The organism is Actinokineospora spheciospongiae, from assembly GCF_000564855.1.
In the GTDB taxonomy this organism is placed as follows: Bacteria; Actinomycetota; Actinomycetes; order Mycobacteriales; family Pseudonocardiaceae; genus Actinokineospora; species Actinokineospora spheciospongiae.
In genome coordinates this window covers 13,947-31,079 of the sequence record NZ_AYXG01000184.1, presented here as the reverse complement: position 1 = coordinate 31,079, position 17,133 = coordinate 13,947, and the positions used below count along the sequence as shown (strand labels likewise).

The 17,133-nt window shown below is 73.6% G+C and carries 12 protein-coding genes; 10 read left to right on the top strand and 2 right to left on the bottom strand.

Annotated features, from left to right (window positions below):
• Positions 1-411: 411 nt before the first annotated feature.
• The 9 genes from UO65_RS23680 (at position 412) to UO65_RS23640 (ending at position 11,050) form a co-directional block, all read left to right on the top strand.
• Complete coding sequence (locus UO65_RS23680) at positions 412-3,066, top strand: DEAD/DEAH box helicase (protein ID WP_200873446.1); 2,655 nt, start codon at positions 412-414, stop codon at positions 3,064-3,066.
• A gap of 2 nt (positions 3,067-3,068) precedes the next feature.
• A complete protein-coding gene (locus UO65_RS23675) occupies positions 3,069-4,418 on the top strand; it encodes an SWIM zinc finger family protein (RefSeq protein WP_052021689.1) in 1,350 nt (449 codons plus the stop codon).
• A gap of 219 nt (positions 4,419-4,637) precedes the next feature.
• Positions 4,638-5,459: a TetR/AcrR family transcriptional regulator gene (locus UO65_RS23670; RefSeq protein ID WP_035286424.1), complete on the top strand. Its 822-nt coding sequence runs from the start codon at positions 4,638-4,640 to the stop codon at positions 5,457-5,459.
• 87 nt (positions 5,460-5,546) lie between these two features.
• Positions 5,547-6,407: a 3-hydroxyacyl-CoA dehydrogenase family protein gene (locus UO65_RS23665; RefSeq protein ID WP_035286422.1), complete on the top strand. Its 861-nt coding sequence runs from the start codon at positions 5,547-5,549 to the stop codon at positions 6,405-6,407.
• 17 nt (positions 6,408-6,424) lie between these two features.
• Entirely contained in the window at positions 6,425-7,537 is a 1,113-nt protein-coding gene (locus UO65_RS23660; protein ID WP_035286537.1) for an HAD-IIIC family phosphatase, read from the top strand.
• Between the two features lie 322 nt (positions 7,538-7,859).
• Positions 7,860-8,414: a DUF732 domain-containing protein gene (locus tag UO65_RS33590; protein WP_084176188.1), complete on the top strand. Its 555-nt coding sequence runs from the start codon at positions 7,860-7,862 to the stop codon at positions 8,412-8,414.
• Between the two features lie 152 nt (positions 8,415-8,566).
• Positions 8,567-9,268, top strand: coding sequence for a DedA family protein (locus UO65_RS23650; RefSeq protein ID WP_052021685.1), 702 nt, complete (start codon positions 8,567-8,569; stop codon positions 9,266-9,268).
• Complete coding sequence (locus UO65_RS23645; protein WP_035286421.1) at positions 9,249-10,415, top strand: sensor histidine kinase; 1,167 nt, start codon at positions 9,249-9,251, stop codon at positions 10,413-10,415. Before UO65_RS23650 ends, UO65_RS23645 begins: the two co-directional genes overlap by 20 nt.
• Positions 10,406-11,050, top strand: a complete 645-nt coding sequence (locus UO65_RS23640; RefSeq protein WP_035286420.1) for a response regulator — start codon at positions 10,406-10,408, stop codon at positions 11,048-11,050. The genes UO65_RS23645 and UO65_RS23640 overlap by 10 nt, the downstream gene beginning before the upstream one ends.
• A gap of 71 nt (positions 11,051-11,121) precedes the next feature.
• Here UO65_RS23640 and UO65_RS36935 read toward each other — a convergent pair whose 3' ends face one another.
• Both UO65_RS36935 and car read right to left on the bottom strand, forming a co-directional pair.
• Complete coding sequence (locus UO65_RS36935; protein ID WP_161784502.1) at positions 11,122-11,271, bottom strand: hypothetical protein; 150 nt, start codon at positions 11,269-11,271, stop codon at positions 11,122-11,124.
• A gap of 392 nt (positions 11,272-11,663) precedes the next feature.
• Complete coding sequence (gene car / locus UO65_RS23635; protein WP_084176186.1) at positions 11,664-15,155, bottom strand: carboxylic acid reductase; 3,492 nt, start codon at positions 15,153-15,155, stop codon at positions 11,664-11,666.
• Between the two features lie 390 nt (positions 15,156-15,545).
• On the opposite strand from car, the gene UO65_RS23630 reads away from it, so the two are divergent.
• Entirely contained in the window at positions 15,546-17,102 is a 1,557-nt protein-coding gene (locus UO65_RS23630) for an ATP-binding cassette domain-containing protein (protein ID WP_035286419.1), read from the top strand.
• Positions 17,103-17,133: the final 31 nt, after the last annotated feature.

The window sequence follows — 17,133 nt, the reverse complement described above, 5'->3', positions numbered from 1 at the left end:
CCCTCCATCCGCCGGGGCAGTCCTCTGTTCGCACCCCGACCCTCGGGGATGCACCGGTGCGTAGAACCCTCACCCGGATCGTCGCCACCTCTGCCCTCGCGCTGACCGCCACCCCCGCCTCGACCACCCCGGCCCGCTGCGCCGGTGGGTATTCGGGCGGCTGGTAGTCGGACAGAGGGTCTATGGGGGTGATCGGCGGTTGTGCCGGTGGTTCTCGAGCGACCTGGAGACGTGCGCGTATTGGATACGGTACACTGTACTGGAGGCGGTCGGCGGCGAGGAGGCGTTTTGGGTTCGGGTCGGTGCGCGGTGGTCTTCGAGCCGGGTGATCCGGCAGGCTCGGGTGCGGTGTTGTTCTGGGATTCCGAGCGCGACCCGGGGGCTGACTTCGGCGAGTCCGTCGAGGTGGAGATGGCCGTTCCGGCTGAGGCCGGGGTGGTTGTGCGGCCGGTTCGGGCTCGGCGGCTGCCCTTCGACCGGGCGCTGCCGCTGTTGCTGGCCGCGCGCGCGGACGACCGGGCGCACCCGGCGGCGGCCTTCTACGCCGTGGCGGCGGCCACCGCGTTGCACCTGGCGGCGCGGGGCAGGCTGTTGCCCGGGGTTTCGCCGGAGGGCTTTGCCGCGTGGCGGATGGGGCCGTTCGACGTGGCGGACATCGAGCGGTTGCGGGCGTTGGCGGCGGCGATGCCCGCTGCCGCGCACGCGGTGCCGGTGGACCCGGCCGCCGCCGTTCCGCTGTTGCCGGAGCCGGAGGGGCTGCTTCGAGCCTTCTACGACGCCGTCGCGGATGCGTTGCCGCGTACCGCTGGGGCCACCCGGGTCACCGGGGATGACCGGTACGCCTCCGCCGCGCCGGTGGCCGCCGACCTGGACCTGCGTGAGTGGGCCGTGCAGGTTGCCGCCGGGGTGGACACCGGGTTGCGGGTCGCCCTGCGGTTGGTCGTGCCCGGGGATGACTTCGAGCGGGGGCGGTTCCACGCGGTTGTGCGGCTGCGCGACCTGGCCGACCCGACCAGGGTGATCGACGCCGAGGAGTTGTGGGCGGGTGGGGACCACGGCTTCGGTGAGCGGGCGACCTTCGAGGCGATGCTGGCCGTGCGCCGGGCCGCGCGGGTGTGGTCGCCGCTGGAGAGCCTGCTCGCCGATGCCGAGCCGGTGCGGCTCGACCTGCTCGACGAGGACGTGGCCGACCTGCTCGGTGGGGCGGAGGCCGGGTTGGCCGCTGCGGGTGTCGACCTGGAGTGGCCGCCGGGGCTTTCGCGTGACCTCAACGCGCGGGTGTTGGTGCCCTCTTCCGGGGAGCGCCCCGCCGATGTCGCCGCGCACCTGCGCGGTGCGCCGCCGATGCCGTTGTCCTGGCAGTTGACGCTCGCGGGTGAGCCGCTGACCGATGCCGAGATGGACACCGTCGCCAAGTCCCGCCCGGTGGTCGGGCTGCGGGGGCGCTGGGTGCTGGTCGAGCCGGAGTTGGCCCGTCGGGCCAGGGAACGGTCCCTGCCCGCCCTGCCTGCCTTCGACGCCCTGGGCGCGGTGCTGATCGGGAGCGCCGTGGTCGAGGGGGACCGGGTCGAGGCGGTGGCCGACGGGTGGCTCGGCGAGCTGGTCGAGCGGATCTCCGAGCCCGACGGCGGCCCGGAGGAGCTGGGTCAGCCCGAGGCGTTGCGGGCCACCCTGCGCGACTACCAGCGGCGCGGTCTGCGCTGGCTGGACCGGATGACCTCGCTGGGGTTCGGCGGCTGCCTCGCCGACGACATGGGTCTGGGCAAGACCGTCATGCTCATCTCGCTGCACCTGCGGCGCGCGCTGGACCCGGCGACGGCCGGACCCACGCTGGTGGTGTGCCCGGCCTCGCTGCTGGGCAACTGGGAGCGGGAGGTCGCCCGGTTCGCCCCGGGCACCCCGGTCCGGCGCTTCCACGGCGGGGCCCGCTCGCTCGCGGGCGCCGACCGGGGTTTTGTGCTCACCACCTACGGCACGATGCGCGTCGACGCCGCGACCCTGGCCGCGCACGACTGGGGCATGGTCGTGGCGGACGAGGCCCAGCACGTCAAGAACCGGCTCAGCGGCACGGCCAAGGCGCTGCGGGAGATCCCGGCCGGGGCGCGGGTGGCCCTGACCGGTACGCCGGTGGAGAACAACCTGACCGAGCTGTGGTCCATCCTGGACTGGACGACCCCCGGCCTGCTCGGCCGCGTCGGCGAGTTCCGGGACCGGTGGGCGCGGCCGGTCGAGGTCGAGCGGGACGGCGCGACCGCGCGGCGGCTGGCCCGGTTGGTCCGCCCGCTGCTGCTGCGCCGCCGCAAGTCCGATCCCGGGATCGCACCCGAGCTGCCGCCCAAGACCGAGACCGACCACCCGGTGTCGCTCACCCCGGAGCAGGCCGCCCTCTACCAGCGGGTGGTCGACGGGGTGATGGGTGAGATCGAGGCGGGCGCCACCGGGATCGCCCGCCGGGGGCTGGTGCTCAAGTTGCTGGTCGGGCTCAAGCAGGTGTGCAACCACCCGGCGCACCACCTCAAGGAGGCCGACGCCTCCGCGTCGCGGTCGGAGAAGCTGCAAGCCCTCGACGACCTGGTGGAGGCCATCGTCGCCGAGGGTGGGGCGGTGCTGGTGTTCACCCAGTACGTCCAGATGGCGAAGCTGCTCGAACGCCACCTCGCCGATCGGGGCGTGCCGACCCAGTTGCTGCACGGCGGCACCCCGGTGCCCCGGCGCGAGGAGATGGTGGCCGACTTCCAGGACGGCAGGGTCCCGGTGTTCCTGCTCTCGCTCAAGGCTGCGGGCACCGGACTGAACCTGACCCGCGCGGACCACGTCGTGCACTATGACCGCTGGTGGAACCCGGCGGTCGAGGACCAGGCCACCGACCGGGCGCACCGGATCGGCCAGACCCGCCCGGTGCAGGTGCACCGGCTGATCGCGCAGGGAACGCTGGAGGAGCGCATCGCCACCCTGCTGGAGTCCAAGCAGGAGTTGGCCTCGGCGGTGCTCGGCGGCGGCGAGGCCGCGCTGAGCGAGCTGTCGAACGCCGAACTGCGCCGCCTCGTCGAACTGAGGAGGACCTGACCATGGGCAGCTACGACGACGAGGACGACTACGACGACGGTCTCGCGGCGCTGTTCGCCGACGAGGACGACACCGAGGACGACGCTGACGACGAGGACGACGCCGGGGAGGTGGTCGACCCGCACCGGCGCGCGGTCTCCTTCCCGGCGTTCCCGCCGCACAAGCGCTACGGGCGCAAGTTCGCCGACACCTGGTGGGGCAACGCCTGGACCGAGGCCATGCAGGACACCGCGCTCGACCTCGACCAGCTCAAGAGCGGCCGTCGGTACGCCTTCGCGGGCCAGGTCGGACCGATCACGGTCAGCCCGGGCCGGGCGACCGCGCCGGTGCACGACGGCGACCACCACCGCCCGTACACGACCACCGTGCGCTTCACCGAGCTGTCCGACGCGGAGTGGGACCGGTTCCTGGACAAGGTCGCGGCCAAGGCGGGCCACATCGCCGCCCTGCTCGACCGCGAGATGCCCAGGGAACTGGTCGGCGCGGCGTCGGACGCGGGCACCCGGCTGCTGCCCGGCTTCGGCGAACTGGACCCGGACTGCGACTGCCCGGACTGGGACAGCCCGTGCAAGCACGCCGCCGCGCTGGTCCACCAGGTCTCCTGGCTGCTCGACCGCGACCCGTTCGTCCTGCTGCTGCTGCGCGGCCGGTCGGAGTCCGAGCTGACCGAGGAGCTGTTGCGCCGCAACACCGGCCGGTCCACATCGGACGCCGACGACGCGGTTGTCGGGGTTGCGGCGGAGCAGGCGTGGGCGGCTGGGGCGGTCGCGCTCCCGGCGGCCCCGACGCACGTGCACCAGGTGCTCGACTTGGCGCCGCTGCTGGCCGACACCGACCTGGCCGAGGCCCCGGTCGACGCCGCCGCAGTGGCCGTGCTGGCAGCCGATGCCGCGGACCGGGCCGCGGCGCTGCTGGCGGGCAGGCCCGTCGCCACTGACGACCCGTGGTCGGACGCGATCCGGTTGGCCGCCCGGGGGGATGACGAGCTGCGTGCCCGGGCGGCTGCTGCCGGGCCGCGACCCGCGGAGTTCCACCGGGGTGTGCTGGCTTGGGCCCTCACCGGCGCGGAGGGGCTGGCGACCCTGGAGGATTCCTGGACCCCGGCCAAGGACGTGGTCGCCAGGGCCAGGGTGGAGTTGGTCGACGCCTGGGTGGACGCGGGTCTCGACGGGGAACCGGAGGTCAAGGTGTGGCGCAACCGGTGGACCATCGAGGAACGGGGGTGGCAACTGCGGCTGTCGTCCGAGGGCCGTTGGCACCCCTACACCCGGGACGGCGCCGCGTGGACGCCCGCCGGGCCGCCCGCGGCCACGCTCACCGCGACCCTCGCCGAACTGGTCCCCGCCGAGTGACCTGGGCAGGCGGTTGTCGAGAACGGCCCCGGGTGCGCTGGTTGAGCCTGCTGCCGCCGGGCCGGACCAGGCCACCTTGCCGTACTGCGGCAGCATCGCGCGCCCGGACTGCCTTGATCGAATTCAGCCGCGTGGAACCCTGGTCTTTCGGCCGGTAGTCGGTGCCGCGCTGGACATACATCGTATCGTACAAAATACGGCTGTAAGCTGGTGCCCACTATGGCCAAAGATCGAGGCGCGAAAGACCGGGGCGCCACCCGGGGCACCGCCGACCCCGCCCGCAGCCTGGCGCTGCTGTGGCGCACCAGGGAGCCGTCCGCCCGCGAGGGGCGCACGGAACTCAGCGTCGCCCGGATCGCCACCGCGGCCATCGAGATCGCCGACACCGAGGGCATCGCGGCGCTGACCATGCGCCGGGTCAGCGAGGTGCTCGGGGTCGGGACCATGTCCCCGTACACCTACGTGCCCGGCAAGTCCGAACTGCTCGACCTGATGATCGACACCGTCTACGGCGAACTGCCCGCCGAGGCGCCGGACGAGGGCGACTGGCGGGTCCGGCTCGAACGGGTGGCCATGGACAACTGGGACCTCTACCGGGCGCACCCGTGGCTGGCGGCGGTCGAGTCGAGCAGGCCGGTGCTGGGGCCCAACCTGCTGGCCAAGTACGAGCGCGAACTCGGCGCCCTGCTCGACAGCGGCCTCGGCGACGTCGACCTGGACTCGGTGCTGACCCTGGTGCTCGGCCACGTGCGCGCCAGCGCGCGCGCCGCCGCCGACATCGCCGCCCTGGAGTCCGAGACCGGCATGACCGACCAGCAGTGGTGGCAGGCGCACAGCCCGTGGCTGGCAGGCTTCGCCACGGCCGGGGCGACGCCCAACGCCGACCGGGTCGGCACCGCGGCGGGCGAAGCGCACGGCGCGGCGTACGACCCGGAGCACGCGCTGCGGTTCGGGCTGCGCAGGCTGCTGGACGGGATCTCGGTCATGGTGGAGCAGCAGCGGGCCGGGGTGCTCGGCGACGAGCGGGCGGCGTCCGGCTGACCCGCGACGGGCTCGCCCGGGAGTCGCCCGGCACGCCGCGCCGGAGCGGTGGACCCGGTTCCCGCGACGTCGAGAGTGAGGACTGACATGGGTGACAGCGCTTTCGGTCGGGTGGCGATCATCGGCGCGGGTGTGATGGGCACCGGCATCGCCACCCTGGCCGTGGGGTCGGGCCTGCCGGTCGTGCTGGTCGACCTCGACCGGGAACGGCTGGAGCGGGCCAGGGCGGGCATCACCGCGCAGACCCGGTTGGGCAGGCTCATGGGCTCGTTCGACCGGGGGATCGCCGACGGGGAACTGGAGACCACCACCGACCCCGGCCGGGTGGCCGGTGCCGCCGCCCTCATCGAGTCGGTCACCGAGAAGGTGGAGGCCAAGGCGCGGGCGCTGACCGCGTCGACCGCCGCGCTCGCCCCGGGCACGGTCGTGGTGTCCAACACCTCGGCCATCCCGATCGACGAGCTGGCCGGGTACACCGCGCGCCCCGAGGACGTCGTGGGCATCCACTTCATGAACCCGCCGTACCTGATCCGCACGGTCGAGCTGATCCGCGGCCCGCGCTCCGGCGACGCCGCGATCGCCTCGGCCGAGCGGCTGCTGGCGGCGCTGGGCCAGACCCCGGTGCACGTGGGCGACGGCCCCGGGTTCGTGGTCAACCGCGTGTTGCAGCGCTCCATCAACGAGGCCGCCCGCATCGTGCAGGACGGCGTGGCCACCCCGGAAGCCGTCGACGCGGCCTTCACCGGCTGCCTCGGGCACCGGACCGGCCCGCTGGCCACGGCCGACCTGATCGGCCTGGACAACGTGGTCGACTCGCTGCACGTGCTGCTGGAGCGCACCGGCGACGAGGGCTACCGACCGTGCGACCTGCTGGTCGGGAAGGTCGCCGCGGGCCACTTCGGCCGCAAGACCGGCCGCGGGTTCTTCGAGTACCGGACAACGTCGTGAGCACGGCCGAACCGCCGATGGGCACCGTCAAGTGCCTGGTGTGGGACCTGGACAACACCCTGTGGGAGGGGGTGCTGCTCGAGGACGGCGAGGTGCGCCTGCGCGAGGAGGTCCGCAGGGTGATCGTCGAACTGGACAGGCGGGGGATCATCCAATCGATCGCCAGCCGCAACGACCACGACCACGCGTGGGAGTGGGTCGAGCGGCTGGGGGTGGCCGAGTTCATCGTGCTGCCGCAGATCGGCTGGGGCGCCAAGTCCGCAGCCGTGAAGGCGATCGCCGACCGCCTGCGGTTCGCCTACGACACCGTCGCCTTCATCGACGACACCGAGCTGGAACGGGCCGAGGTCGCCCACCACCTCCCCGACGTGCGGATCTACTCCCACGACGCGGTGGACGGGCTGCTGGAGCTGCCCGAGTTCACCCCCGCCGTGATCACCGAGGACTCGTCGCAGCGCCGCCGGATGTACCAGGCGGCGTTCGTCCGCGAAGCCGCCCGCACCGAGTTCACCGGGGCCGACGAGGAGTTCCTGCGCTCCGCCGCGCTGGAGATGGCCATCCGCCGCGCGACCGAATCCGACCTGGCCCGCGTGGCGGAGCTGACGCTGCGCACCAGCCAGATGAACGCCACCGGCGTCCACTACTCCGACGAAACCCTGCGCGGCCTGGTGCACGACCCCGGCCACGAGGTGCTCGTGGTCGCCATGACCGACCGGTTCGGCCCGCACGGCGCGATCGGCCTGGTCCTGCTGGAGAAGCTGCCCGCGCTGTGGCACCTGAAGCTGCTGGCGACCTCCTGCCGGGTGGTCGCCTTCGGCGCGGGCACGGTGTTGCTGAACTGGCTGACCGACCGGGCCGCCGCGGCCGGGGTCGACCTGGTGGCCGACTTCCGCCGCACCGACCGCAACCGCATGATGGAGATCGCCTACCGGTTCGCCGGTTTCAGCAGGCACGAGGGCGCCGCCGACCTCGCCCCCACCGAGACCGAAGGCGTCGAGCGGCTGGGCCTGCGCACCGAGCGCAAGCCCCCACCGACCACGATGACCGTGCACGCGGTCGACCTGACCGGCAACCACTCGACCCTCGCGGTCTGGGCGCCCGAGGACCAGCCCGCGCCCCGGCCACCGTGACGTCGATGTCGCCCCGGTGGCCGCCGAGTACGGGTACACCTGGTGCGCCTGGGCGGCCAGGTCGTCCGCGCGCGTGGGCCCCAGGGTTGGTCGGGTCGTCACCGGGCAGCAGGGTGTCGTCGAGCCCCAGCGGCCGCGGGGCGCGCCGGGGCGCGCGTGGTTGAACAGCCCGCGCTGGACCGGGAAGCCCCGCGTCAACGGCCACGCCCCGGCCGCAGCGGCGGGTCGGGGCGACTCGGCCCCGAATCCCGTGGCCGGTGGATTCGCCGGTACCGGCGATGTACGGTCGGCCCCCTGAGTCTCTACGGGAGGTCGGCGCTGCATGGGTGGGTCGGAGTCACGGGGTCGTGCGGGGCGTGCGGGTGCGCTGGTCGCCGCGGTCGTGTTCGCGCTGGTGGGCTGCACCGTGCCGCCCGAGTTCGAGGCGGAGTCCGCCCCTGCCACGACCACCGCCCCCACGACCGCGGAGTCCGCGTCGGCGGTGCCGTCCGCGGACGCGCCGGTTTCCGCTGCCCCGACTCCCGGCGCGGTGACCACGACCACCGTGCCGGGGGCGCCCGCGGGCGTCCCGTCGGCCCCGGCGGTCAGCACAGCGCCGCCGAAGGCCGCCCCGCCCGCGGCGACGGTCGTGCCGACGGGCAACCGCGTGCCCGGCCCGCCCAAGCGCGAGGCCTACCTGGCCGCCCTCACCGGGGCGGGGGTGCCGGTCAGCCCCACCGGCGACGCGGAGGTGCTGATCGCGCAGGCCGTGTGCAACGAGGTGCCCAAGGGCACCTCCCACGCCACCCTCGTCGAACGCGTGGCGGGGTTCGGTGGCGGCATCACCCCCGCGCAGGCCGAGGCGATCGTCACCGCGGCGGAGGACACCTACTGCTGAGGCGCCGCCGAGTCTCTTGGCCCTGAGGTTTTCCGCAGTGCCGCACTGGGGATTTCCGCCACCGAAGTCGGCGGTTGTCTTCATTGAGCGGGACCTCGCGCATTCCTAGCCTGGTTGTCGGATGGAAGATCCCCGCCCAGGAGAGAGTGCCGATGTCTGTTCGCCTGCTTGTCGAAAACGCGCCCGAACCGGTCGGTGGTCTCGCCGACTGGGCGGTCGGGTTGATGGAATCCCTCGGTGGGGTCGGTGCGGCGCTGGTGGTCGGGTTGGACAACCTGTTCCCGCCCATCCCCAGCGAACTCGTGCTGCCGCTGGCCGGGTTCTCCGCGAGCAGGGGCGTGTTCAGCCTGGCGGAGGCGCTGATCTGGACCACGGTGGGGTCGGTCGTCGGCGCGGTCGTCGTCTACCTGGTCGGCGCGCTGCTCGGCCGGGAGCGGACCCGGGCGCTGGTGGGCAGGGTTCCGCTGGTGAAGGTGTCCGACTTCGACCGCACGGAGCGCTGGTTCGCCAGGCACGGCGCCAAAGCCGTGTTCCTGGGTCGGATGGTCCCGCTGTTCCGCAGTTTCATCTCGTTGCCCGCGGGTGTGGAGCGGATGCGCTTCGCGAAGTTCCTCGCGCTGACCACGGCCGGCAGTTTCCTCTGGAACGCGGTTTTTGTCGTCGCCGGTTACCGGCTGGGGGAGAGCTGGCACCTGGTCGAGGAATACGCGGGGGTGTTCCAGAAGGTGGTGATCGGTGCCGTGGTGCTCGCCGCCGCGTTGTTCGTCGTGGTGCGGGTGCGGTCGCGGCGCGACGAGGCGGGCCCCGAGGGGCGGGCGTCGATAGGATCTGGCCATGGCCCTCGTCCTCGGTGACCCGGTGCGCCACGCCGCCCGGCGCACGGCGGGGCTGGCCCTCGGTGGCGCCAGCGCGTTCGCCGAGCTGGGGTTCCTGCTGGTCGCGGTGCCCGCGCTCGCGGTGCCCCCGCTGCGGGAGCGGGTGTTCGGCGCGGCCGGGGCGATCGCCGGGTTCGAGCGCCGCCGGATCGAGGGGTACCTGGGCCAGGCCGGTGCCGAGGGCTGCACCGGTCACCGCGCCGTGCAGTACCTGGGGGTGCGGTGGGTGGTCGGCGGGCTCGGGGCCGGTGTGCTGCTGCTGGTGCTCCTCGGCGCGGTGTCGGCGGTCATCATGGTGGCCCAGGTGCTCGCGGGCGGGGCACCCGGAAGCTTCGACGTCGCGGACGGGCTGGACTGGTACGACCCGTTCACCTTCGTGCTGTTCGGCACCCTGCTGGTGTTCCTCACCGTGCAGGGCCTGATCGGCGTGGCCGAACTCGACCGCCGCCTCGCCCGGCACTTCTTCGGCCCCACCGCCCGGGAACTCCTGCGGCGCCGGGTGTCGGAGCTGACGGTGAGCCGCGCGGACGTGGTGGCGGCCGTCGACGAGGAGCGCAGGCGGATCGAACGCGACCTGCACGACGGGGTGCAGCAGCGGCTGGTCGCCTTGGGTGTGCTGCTGGGCCGGGCGGCACGCGCGAGCGGGCGGACCGGCGCGGGTGCCCCGGTCGACGACCTGCTCCGCCAGGCGCACGAGGAGACCGGCCGCGCCCTGCTCGACCTGCGCGAGGTCGCCTGGCGCATCCACCCGGTCGCGCTGGACTCCGGCGGCCTGCACCCGGCGCTGGAGGCCCTGGCCGAGACCGCGGGCGTCCCGGTGCGGCTGGTGTACTCGCTCGCCGAGCGGCCCCCGGGCGCGGTGGAGGTCCCCGCGTACTTCGTGGCCTGCGAAGCGGTGACCAACGCGAACAAGCACGCCGCGGCCACCCGCATCGACCTGGAGGTCAGCCGCACCGGGTCGGCGGTCGTCGTGCGGGTCGGCGACGACGGGGTCGGGGGAGCCGACCCGGCGGGCAGCGGGCTGTCCGGCCTGGCCCGGCGGGTCGCGGCCGTGGACGGGGTGTTCACAGTGGACAGCCCACCGGGCGGGCCGACGGTCGTCACCGCGGAGCTGCCGTGCGGCTAGTGCTCGCGGAGGACTCGACCCTGTTGCGCGAGGGCCTGGTCCGGCTGCTCGCCGAGGAGGGCCACGAGGTGCTGGCCGCGGTGGGCGACGCGGCAGCCCTGCTCGCCGAGACCGGGCGCCACCGCCCCGACGTGGTCCTGACCGACGTCCGGATGCCACCCACCCACACCGACGAGGGGCTGCGGGCCGCGTTGCAGATCCGCGAGCGCTGGCCGGGGGTGGGTGTGCTGGTGCTCTCGCAGTACGTGGAGAAGCGCTACGCCACCGACCTGCTCACCGCCGACGGCGGCCGCGTCGGCTACCTGCTCAAGGACCGGGTCATGCAGGTCGGGGAATTCCTCGACGCGCTGGACCGGGTGCACGCGGGGGGCGCGGCCTTCGACCCGGAGGTGGTGCGGCGCCTGCTCGCCCGCACCCGCCACGTCGACCCGCTGACCCGGCTCACCGCCAGGGAGCGCGAGGTGTTGGAGAAGATGGCGCAGGGCCACAGCAACACCGGGATCGCCGAGGCGCTGTCGGTCTCCCGGAGCTCGGTGGAGAAGCACATCAACGCCGTCTTCGACAAGCTCGACCTGCCCGACACCCCCGGCTTCAACCGCCGGACCCTGGCCGTCCTGCACTACCTGCGCGACTGACGCCGGACCGGCGTGGCACCGCCCCGGGCCCCCCGCGCCGCCCGGTGCCCGTGCCGTGGTCCGAGTGCGGTTCAGCACTTGAACCAGTTGTTCCAACCGCGGGAGGGCAGGTAGCTGGTGCACCAGTGGCCACTCCCGTTGACGTTGGCCACGAGGAGCCGGTAGCCGGTGCTCGGGTCCCAGTCCACCCTGATCAGGCTGTCGGCCGCGCCGTTGGTCATCGTGCTCCACCCGCTGTGCCCGGGCCAGGCGTGCACCACGTCCCGGTCCGACCAGATGGCGAACGTCTCGTCCGGTGAGCCGTCGAGGTGTGCGGCGCACGGGCCGGGTCGGCGACAGCGGCGGAGGTGACCGCCATGCCGCCCGCGCAGGCGAGCAGGACGGCCGACATGACCATTCGTCGGAACCGGCGCACGGAATCCCCAAGGCGGACGTTGTCGATCCGGGTGATGCGGCACCGGTGCTCCCCTTGCCCGGAACCGTACTTAGTGCGGCATTCCGAGTGGTGGTGTCGGAACATGTTCACTCGTTGATACCAACGCAACGGACAGCGCCGGTCTCGGCGCGGTGGTCGGTTCGCGCACGTGGGGTGCGCGAACCGACCACCCGCTCCTCAGAGGATGCCCAATCCCTTGAGGTCGTCGGCGTACTTGGTGATCAGCGCCGCCGACAGGTGGGGGATGTCCTGCTCGGGGCCGATCTTCTCCGCGCGTACGGCCTTGTGGAACAGGGTGGCCGGGATGTGCGAGCCGTCGACCGGTTCGGCGGGGTGGGCGAAGGCGTGCAGCAGCGGCAGCAGGGAGTGCTGGCGCCGCTTCTCCGGCAGGGCGCGCAGGGCGGTCTCCAGCCTGGCGATCCACTCGGCGTAGTCGTCGATGCGCTGGATCGGGTGGCCCGCGTCGACCAGCCAGTCGACGAACACGTCCAGGGAGAGGCCGTCCTCGTGCGGGTTGAGGACGTTGAAGGTGGCGTGGCCCTCGGTGGCGCCCGCGCCGAGGGCGGTGATCGACTCGGCGGTGAAGTCGGCGGGCAGGCCGTCGTAGTGGGCGCGCGGGCGGTCGCCGTCGGTGCGGTAGAACGAGCGCGGGGCGAGGCCGGTGGTGAGCACGCTGAACAGCAGGCGGGTGAACATGTCCGGGACGTTGAGCTGCCCGGTGTAGCGGGTGTGGGCGAGGATCATGTCCGACCGGAAGGCGCGCACCGGCAGGCCGACCGCGTCGTGCGCCTCGCGCAGCAGCACCTCGCCCGCCCACTTGCTGTTGGCGTAGCCGTTGGCGTACGACTCGTCGATCGGCCGCTCCGGGCTCGCCACCCGCACGTCGGCGTCCTCGGCGAACTCGCGGCCCTCGACCACGGCCACCGTGGACAGGTACACGAACGGCTTGACCCGGCTGGTGATCGCCATCCGGATCAGCTCGGCCGTGCCGACCACGTTCGGCCCGAACAACTGGTCGTAGGGCAGCACGTGGTTGACCAGGGCCGCCGGGTGCACGATCAGGTCGACGCCGTCGGCCAGCCGCTCCCAGGTCGGCCCGTCCAGGCCGAGGTCCGGTTCGCCGATGTCGCCCGCGACGACCTCCAGGTGCTCGGCGGCCAGCCGCCGGTAGTGCGCGAGCAGGTCCGCGTCGCCGCTGTCGAAGGCGGCGTCGAGCCGGGCGCGGGCCGCTTCGGCGTCACTGCCGCGCACGACGCAGACGAGCTTGCCGCCGGTCGCGGCCAGTCGTTCCAGCCACACCAGGCACAGGAAGCGGCCCAGGTAGCCGTTCGCGCCGGTCAGCAGGACCGTGGTCGGCGTCCCGGTCGGCCGGGGCAGGCCCGGCGCCTCGGCGAGGGTGCGGGCGTCGATGAACTTGTCCAGGGTCAGGTCGGTGGCGCGCACGCGGGTGGCGCCCACGCCGTGCACGGAGGCCGCGGTGGGGCGTCGGGTGCCGGACTCGCGGGCGGCCTCGATGTGCCTGGCGATCCCGCGCAGGTCGTTCGCCGCGCTGACGATCACGCTGACCGGCACCTGCACGCCGAAGGTCTCGTGCAGCAGGTTGGAGAACGACAGCGCCGAGAGCGAGTCGCCGCCCAGGTCGGTGAAGTGCGCCTCCGGGCTGATCTCCGTGCTGGACCGGCCGAGCAGCGCGGCGGCGGCCAGGCCGACTGTCTCCAGCACGGGCCGGTCACCGGCGGAACCGCGCAGCGCCCGCAGGCCGTCGACCTCACCCTGCGCCAGGTCGCGGTAGAGCTGTTCCAGGCGCTCGCCGTAGCGCTCCTTGAGCCGGGGCCGCAGCAGCTTGCGGACGTCGGAGAGCAGGCCGTTCTCGTTGCTGAACGGTTCGGTCTCCACGATCAGGTCGCGCGGGACCTCGTAGGAGTTCAGCTCCGCCTGCCGCCCGACCTGCTGCAACGACTCCGCCAGCAGCGCCTTGAGCGCGCCCGCGTCGCCGCCCGCCGCCGCGAGCGCCTTGTCGGTCGGCACGACCACCGCCAGCAGGTACGCCCGCTCGCTGCTGCCGTGCACGTAGATCTGCCGCACCAGCGGGCTGGACGCGAACACCGCCTCCAGGTGCGAGACCGCCACGAACTCGCCCTGCGACAGCTTGAGCACGTTCTTGCGCCGGTCGACGTAGTGCAGGGTGTCCGGCGCGGTCTCGGCCATGATGTCGCCGGTGCGGTAGAACCCGTCCTCGTCGAAGACCTCGGCGGTGACGTCGGGCCGCTTGTAGTAGCCGGGGATGATCGTGGCGGTCTTCACCAGCAGCTCACCGCGCGGGTACGGGGTGTCGGTGGTGAAGTAGCCCAGCTCGGGGACGTCGACCAGCTTGTAGTCCAGCACCGGCGGGCGCACCAGCCGGTGGTCCATCATCAGCCCGCCCGCCTCGGTCGACCCGTAGCCGTCGTGCAGCTCGATGCCCAGGACGGAGGAGACGAACGCGGACATCTCCGCGGAGATCGGCGCGGTGCCGACGGTCGCGTGCAGCACCCGGCCGCCGAGGAAGTTCTCCCGCAGGTCGGCCTTCACCGCGTCCTCCGACCCCGGACCGAGGCGGTCCACTTCGGACTGGTAGCGCTGGAAGAGCATGTCGCACACCCTGGGCACCAGCAGCAGTTCGGTCGGGCGGACCAGCGCGATGTCCTCGAACAGGGTGGACAGGTCGCTGCGGGCGGTGAAGTGGGCGATGCCGCCGCGGACGAACGTGCCGTACAGCGCCACCCGCCCGGCCAGGTGGCTCATCGGCATGAAGTTGAAGCCGAGCGAGGGGATGTCGCTGCTGCTCCACGACCAGCCGAACAGCGCCTTCACCAGCCGCTCGGGGTACATCGCGCCCTTGGGGGCGCCGGTGCTGCCGGAGGTGTAGACCAGCAGCGCCAGCGGGTCCTCGTCCTCGGCCGGGGTGAACACCGGCGGCGCCGGGAGGGCGGCGCCGCGCTCGCGGACGGCCACCAGCGGGTCGACGGTGACCGTCGACCCAGCCTCGACCAGCCGCCGCCGCGCCGCGTCGACGGCCGCGCGCTCGTCGTCGACCTCGGGCCGGTGGTCGAACACCACGACGCGGCGCACCGACTCGGTGGTCAGCACCACCTCGACCGCCGTGTCGATCCGCTCGACGCTGGTGGCCAGCACCTTGGGCGCGGTCTCGGTGACGATCGGCGCCAGTTGGCCCGCGGGCGCGCCCGCCTGCAACGGCACGACCACCGCGCCCGACCGGAGGCACGCCAGGTCGATCGTGGTGTAGTCCCCGCTGGTGAACCCGAGGACGGCGACGAAGTCCCCGGCGCGCAACGGGTTCGCCGCGTCGTGCGCCAGTTCGGCGGCGACCGCGGTCACCGAAGCCCACAGCTCGCCGTAGGTGGTGGTCGTGTAGGTGGCGGCGAGCCGGGCGGTGGTGCGCCCGGTGGCCGGGTCGCGCACCGGTTCCCGCACCCGTTCGCCGATGGCGGGCCGGTCGGCGTAGCCGGTCATGACCGCTTCCAGCGTCGGCGCGAGCCGCACCCCGGGGTCGCCCACCACCGCTTCGACCTCGGCAAGCGGTGTGGCGCCCCGGACCTGGTCGTCGTTCGCGCGCAGCGCGGCGGCGCGGGAGTCGGTGGTGGTGTCGGACGGCGAAAGCATCGTCATTGTCAGCCCCTTTTGCCCGTCACGCGGGGGCACCTCATCGGACCCGAGCGCATTTAGTTGCCTGCGCTAACTAACGCTACCCGCGGGTACGGGCGCATCACGGACCGGAACCGTGTGATGTGTACGACACGCAGAGTGACAATCTGGCACGCCGGGGCAAACAGGACAAGGAAGACCACCCGACTGCCTCCCCGGGCCACTCGGACAGGTGATCGATATTTCGGCTGCACCCCCGCGGCGCCGCCGCTATCGTCCACTCCGTGCAGCAACTCTTCTTCCTCTGAGGCGACCCCGGGCCGCGCTCCGCGCGGGCCCACCGCCCAACCCCGGCCGCGCCGCGCCCGGGGTCGAATCCGGCACGCCGTGCCCCGGGGTCATCGAGGAAGAACCATGCGCTCTCCTGCCCGCGCGTCCACACGCGCCCAACTCACCGCCACGGACCTGCGGGTTCGCCGAGGCGGCCGCACCGTGCTGGACGGAGTCGCCCTGACCGTGGCGCCCGGGTCGCGGTGGGGCGTCGTCGGCGAGAACGGTCGGGGCAAGACCACGCTGCTGCACGCGCTCACCGGGCGCCTCGCCCCCGACGCGGGTGTCGTGCGGTGCGTCGGGACCACCGGCCTGGCCGAGCAGGAGGTTCCCGCGACGGGCACCGTCGGCGACCTGCTGACCGTCGAACTGGCCCGCCCACGAGCGGCCCTGGCCGCGGTGGACGCCGCCGCGGCGGCCCTCGCGGGCGGCGCACCGGGCGCCGAGGACGACTACGCAGCGGCACTGGAAGCGGCGGAGGCGATCGACGCGTGGGACGCCGAGCGGCGGGTGGACACCGCGCTCGCCGGGCTCGGCGCCGTCGCCGACCGGGAGCGGCCACTGGCCGCGCTGTCGGTCGGGCAGCGCTACCGGGTGCGGCTGGCCTGCCTGCTCGGCGCGGGCCACGACTTCCTGCTGCTCGACGAACCCACCAACCACCTCGACGCGGCCGGTCTCGCCCACCTCACCGCCCGGCTGCGCGCGCACCCCGGCGGGGTCGTGCTCGTCAGCCACGACCGGGCGCTGCTGTCCGACGTGGTCACCGACGTCCTCGACCTCGACCCGAGCCGCGACGGCGCGCCACGCGCCCACGGCGGCGGGTTCGCAGGCTACCGGGCCGGGCGCGCCGCCGAACTGGAGCGCTGGACCGCCGAGTACGACAGGCAGGTGGCCGAGCGCGCCCGGTTGACCGACGACCTCTCGGCGGCGCGGAACCGCCTGGTCGCCGGTTGGCGCCCGGACAAGGGCACCGGCAGGCACCAGCGGGCCACCCGAGCCCCGGCCCTGGTCCGCGCGGTGCACCGCCGCCGCGACGACCTGGACCGGCACGCGATCACCGAACCCGTTCCGCCGCCACGGTTCCGGATGCCGGAGCTGCCCACCCGCCCGGGCGCCACCCTGCTCGCCGCCGACGGGGTCCGGGTCGCGGGCAGGCTGGACCGGCCGGTGTCGCTCGCCGTCGGGTCGGGGGACCGGTTGGTGGTCACCGGGGGCAACGGCGCCGGGAAGTCGACCCTGCTGTCCGTCCTGTCCGGACAGCTCCGACCCACGACGGGCACGGCCCGGCGCACCCCCGGAATCGGTTACCTCGGCCAGGAATCAGCCCCCTCGGGTGGCCGCCGCGTGCGCGAGGTGCTGGGCGACGGCGGGCACTTCGGGCTCCTGTCGGCCGCCGACCTGGGCAGGCCGGTGGCCGAGCTGTCGACCGGGCAGCGGCGCCGCCTGGAACTGGCCGTCGTGCTGGGCGCCCGCCCGGGCGTGCTGCTGCTCGACGAGCCGACCAACCACCTGTCGATGACCCTGGTCGACGAGCTGACCGCGGCCCTGCTGACAACCGGCGCCGCGGTCGTCGTGGCCACCCACGACCGGCAGTTGCTGCGCGACCTCGCGGTGTGGCCGAGGGTCGAGCTGGACGGGTGACGGTGTCGCGAGTGGACTGGGGTGGCGTGGG

What these genes read in the sequence shown, in the direction of transcription:
- UO65_RS23660 (WP_035286537.1), top strand. Translation starts at nt 6,425, where the DNA reads ATGGGCACCGTCAAGTGCCTGGTGTGGGACCTGGACAACACCCTGTGG.
- UO65_RS23665 (WP_035286422.1), top strand. Translation starts at nt 5,547, where the DNA reads ATGGGTGACAGCGCTTTCGGTCGGGTGGCGATCATCGGCGCGGGTGTG.
- UO65_RS23680 (WP_200873446.1), top strand. Translation starts at nt 412, where the DNA reads ATGGCCGTTCCGGCTGAGGCCGGGGTGGTTGTGCGGCCGGTTCGGGCT.
- UO65_RS23670 (WP_035286424.1), top strand. Translation starts at nt 4,638, where the DNA reads ATGGCCAAAGATCGAGGCGCGAAAGACCGGGGCGCCACCCGGGGCACC.
- UO65_RS36935 (WP_161784502.1), bottom strand. Translation starts at nt 11,271, where the DNA reads ATGACCAACGGCGCGGCCGACAGCCTGATCAGGGTGGACTGGGACCCG.
- UO65_RS33590 (WP_084176188.1), top strand. Translation starts at nt 7,860, where the DNA reads ATGGGTGGGTCGGAGTCACGGGGTCGTGCGGGGCGTGCGGGTGCGCTG.
- UO65_RS23645 (WP_035286421.1), top strand. Translation starts at nt 9,249, where the DNA reads ATGGCCCTCGTCCTCGGTGACCCGGTGCGCCACGCCGCCCGGCGCACG.
- UO65_RS23630 (WP_035286419.1), top strand. Translation starts at nt 15,546, where the DNA reads ATGCGCTCTCCTGCCCGCGCGTCCACACGCGCCCAACTCACCGCCACG.
- car (WP_084176186.1), bottom strand. Translation starts at nt 15,155, where the DNA reads ATGACGATGCTTTCGCCGTCCGACACCACCACCGACTCCCGCGCCGCC.
- UO65_RS23650 (WP_052021685.1), top strand. Translation starts at nt 8,567, where the DNA reads ATGTCTGTTCGCCTGCTTGTCGAAAACGCGCCCGAACCGGTCGGTGGT.
- UO65_RS23675 (WP_052021689.1), top strand. Translation starts at nt 3,069, where the DNA reads ATGGGCAGCTACGACGACGAGGACGACTACGACGACGGTCTCGCGGCG.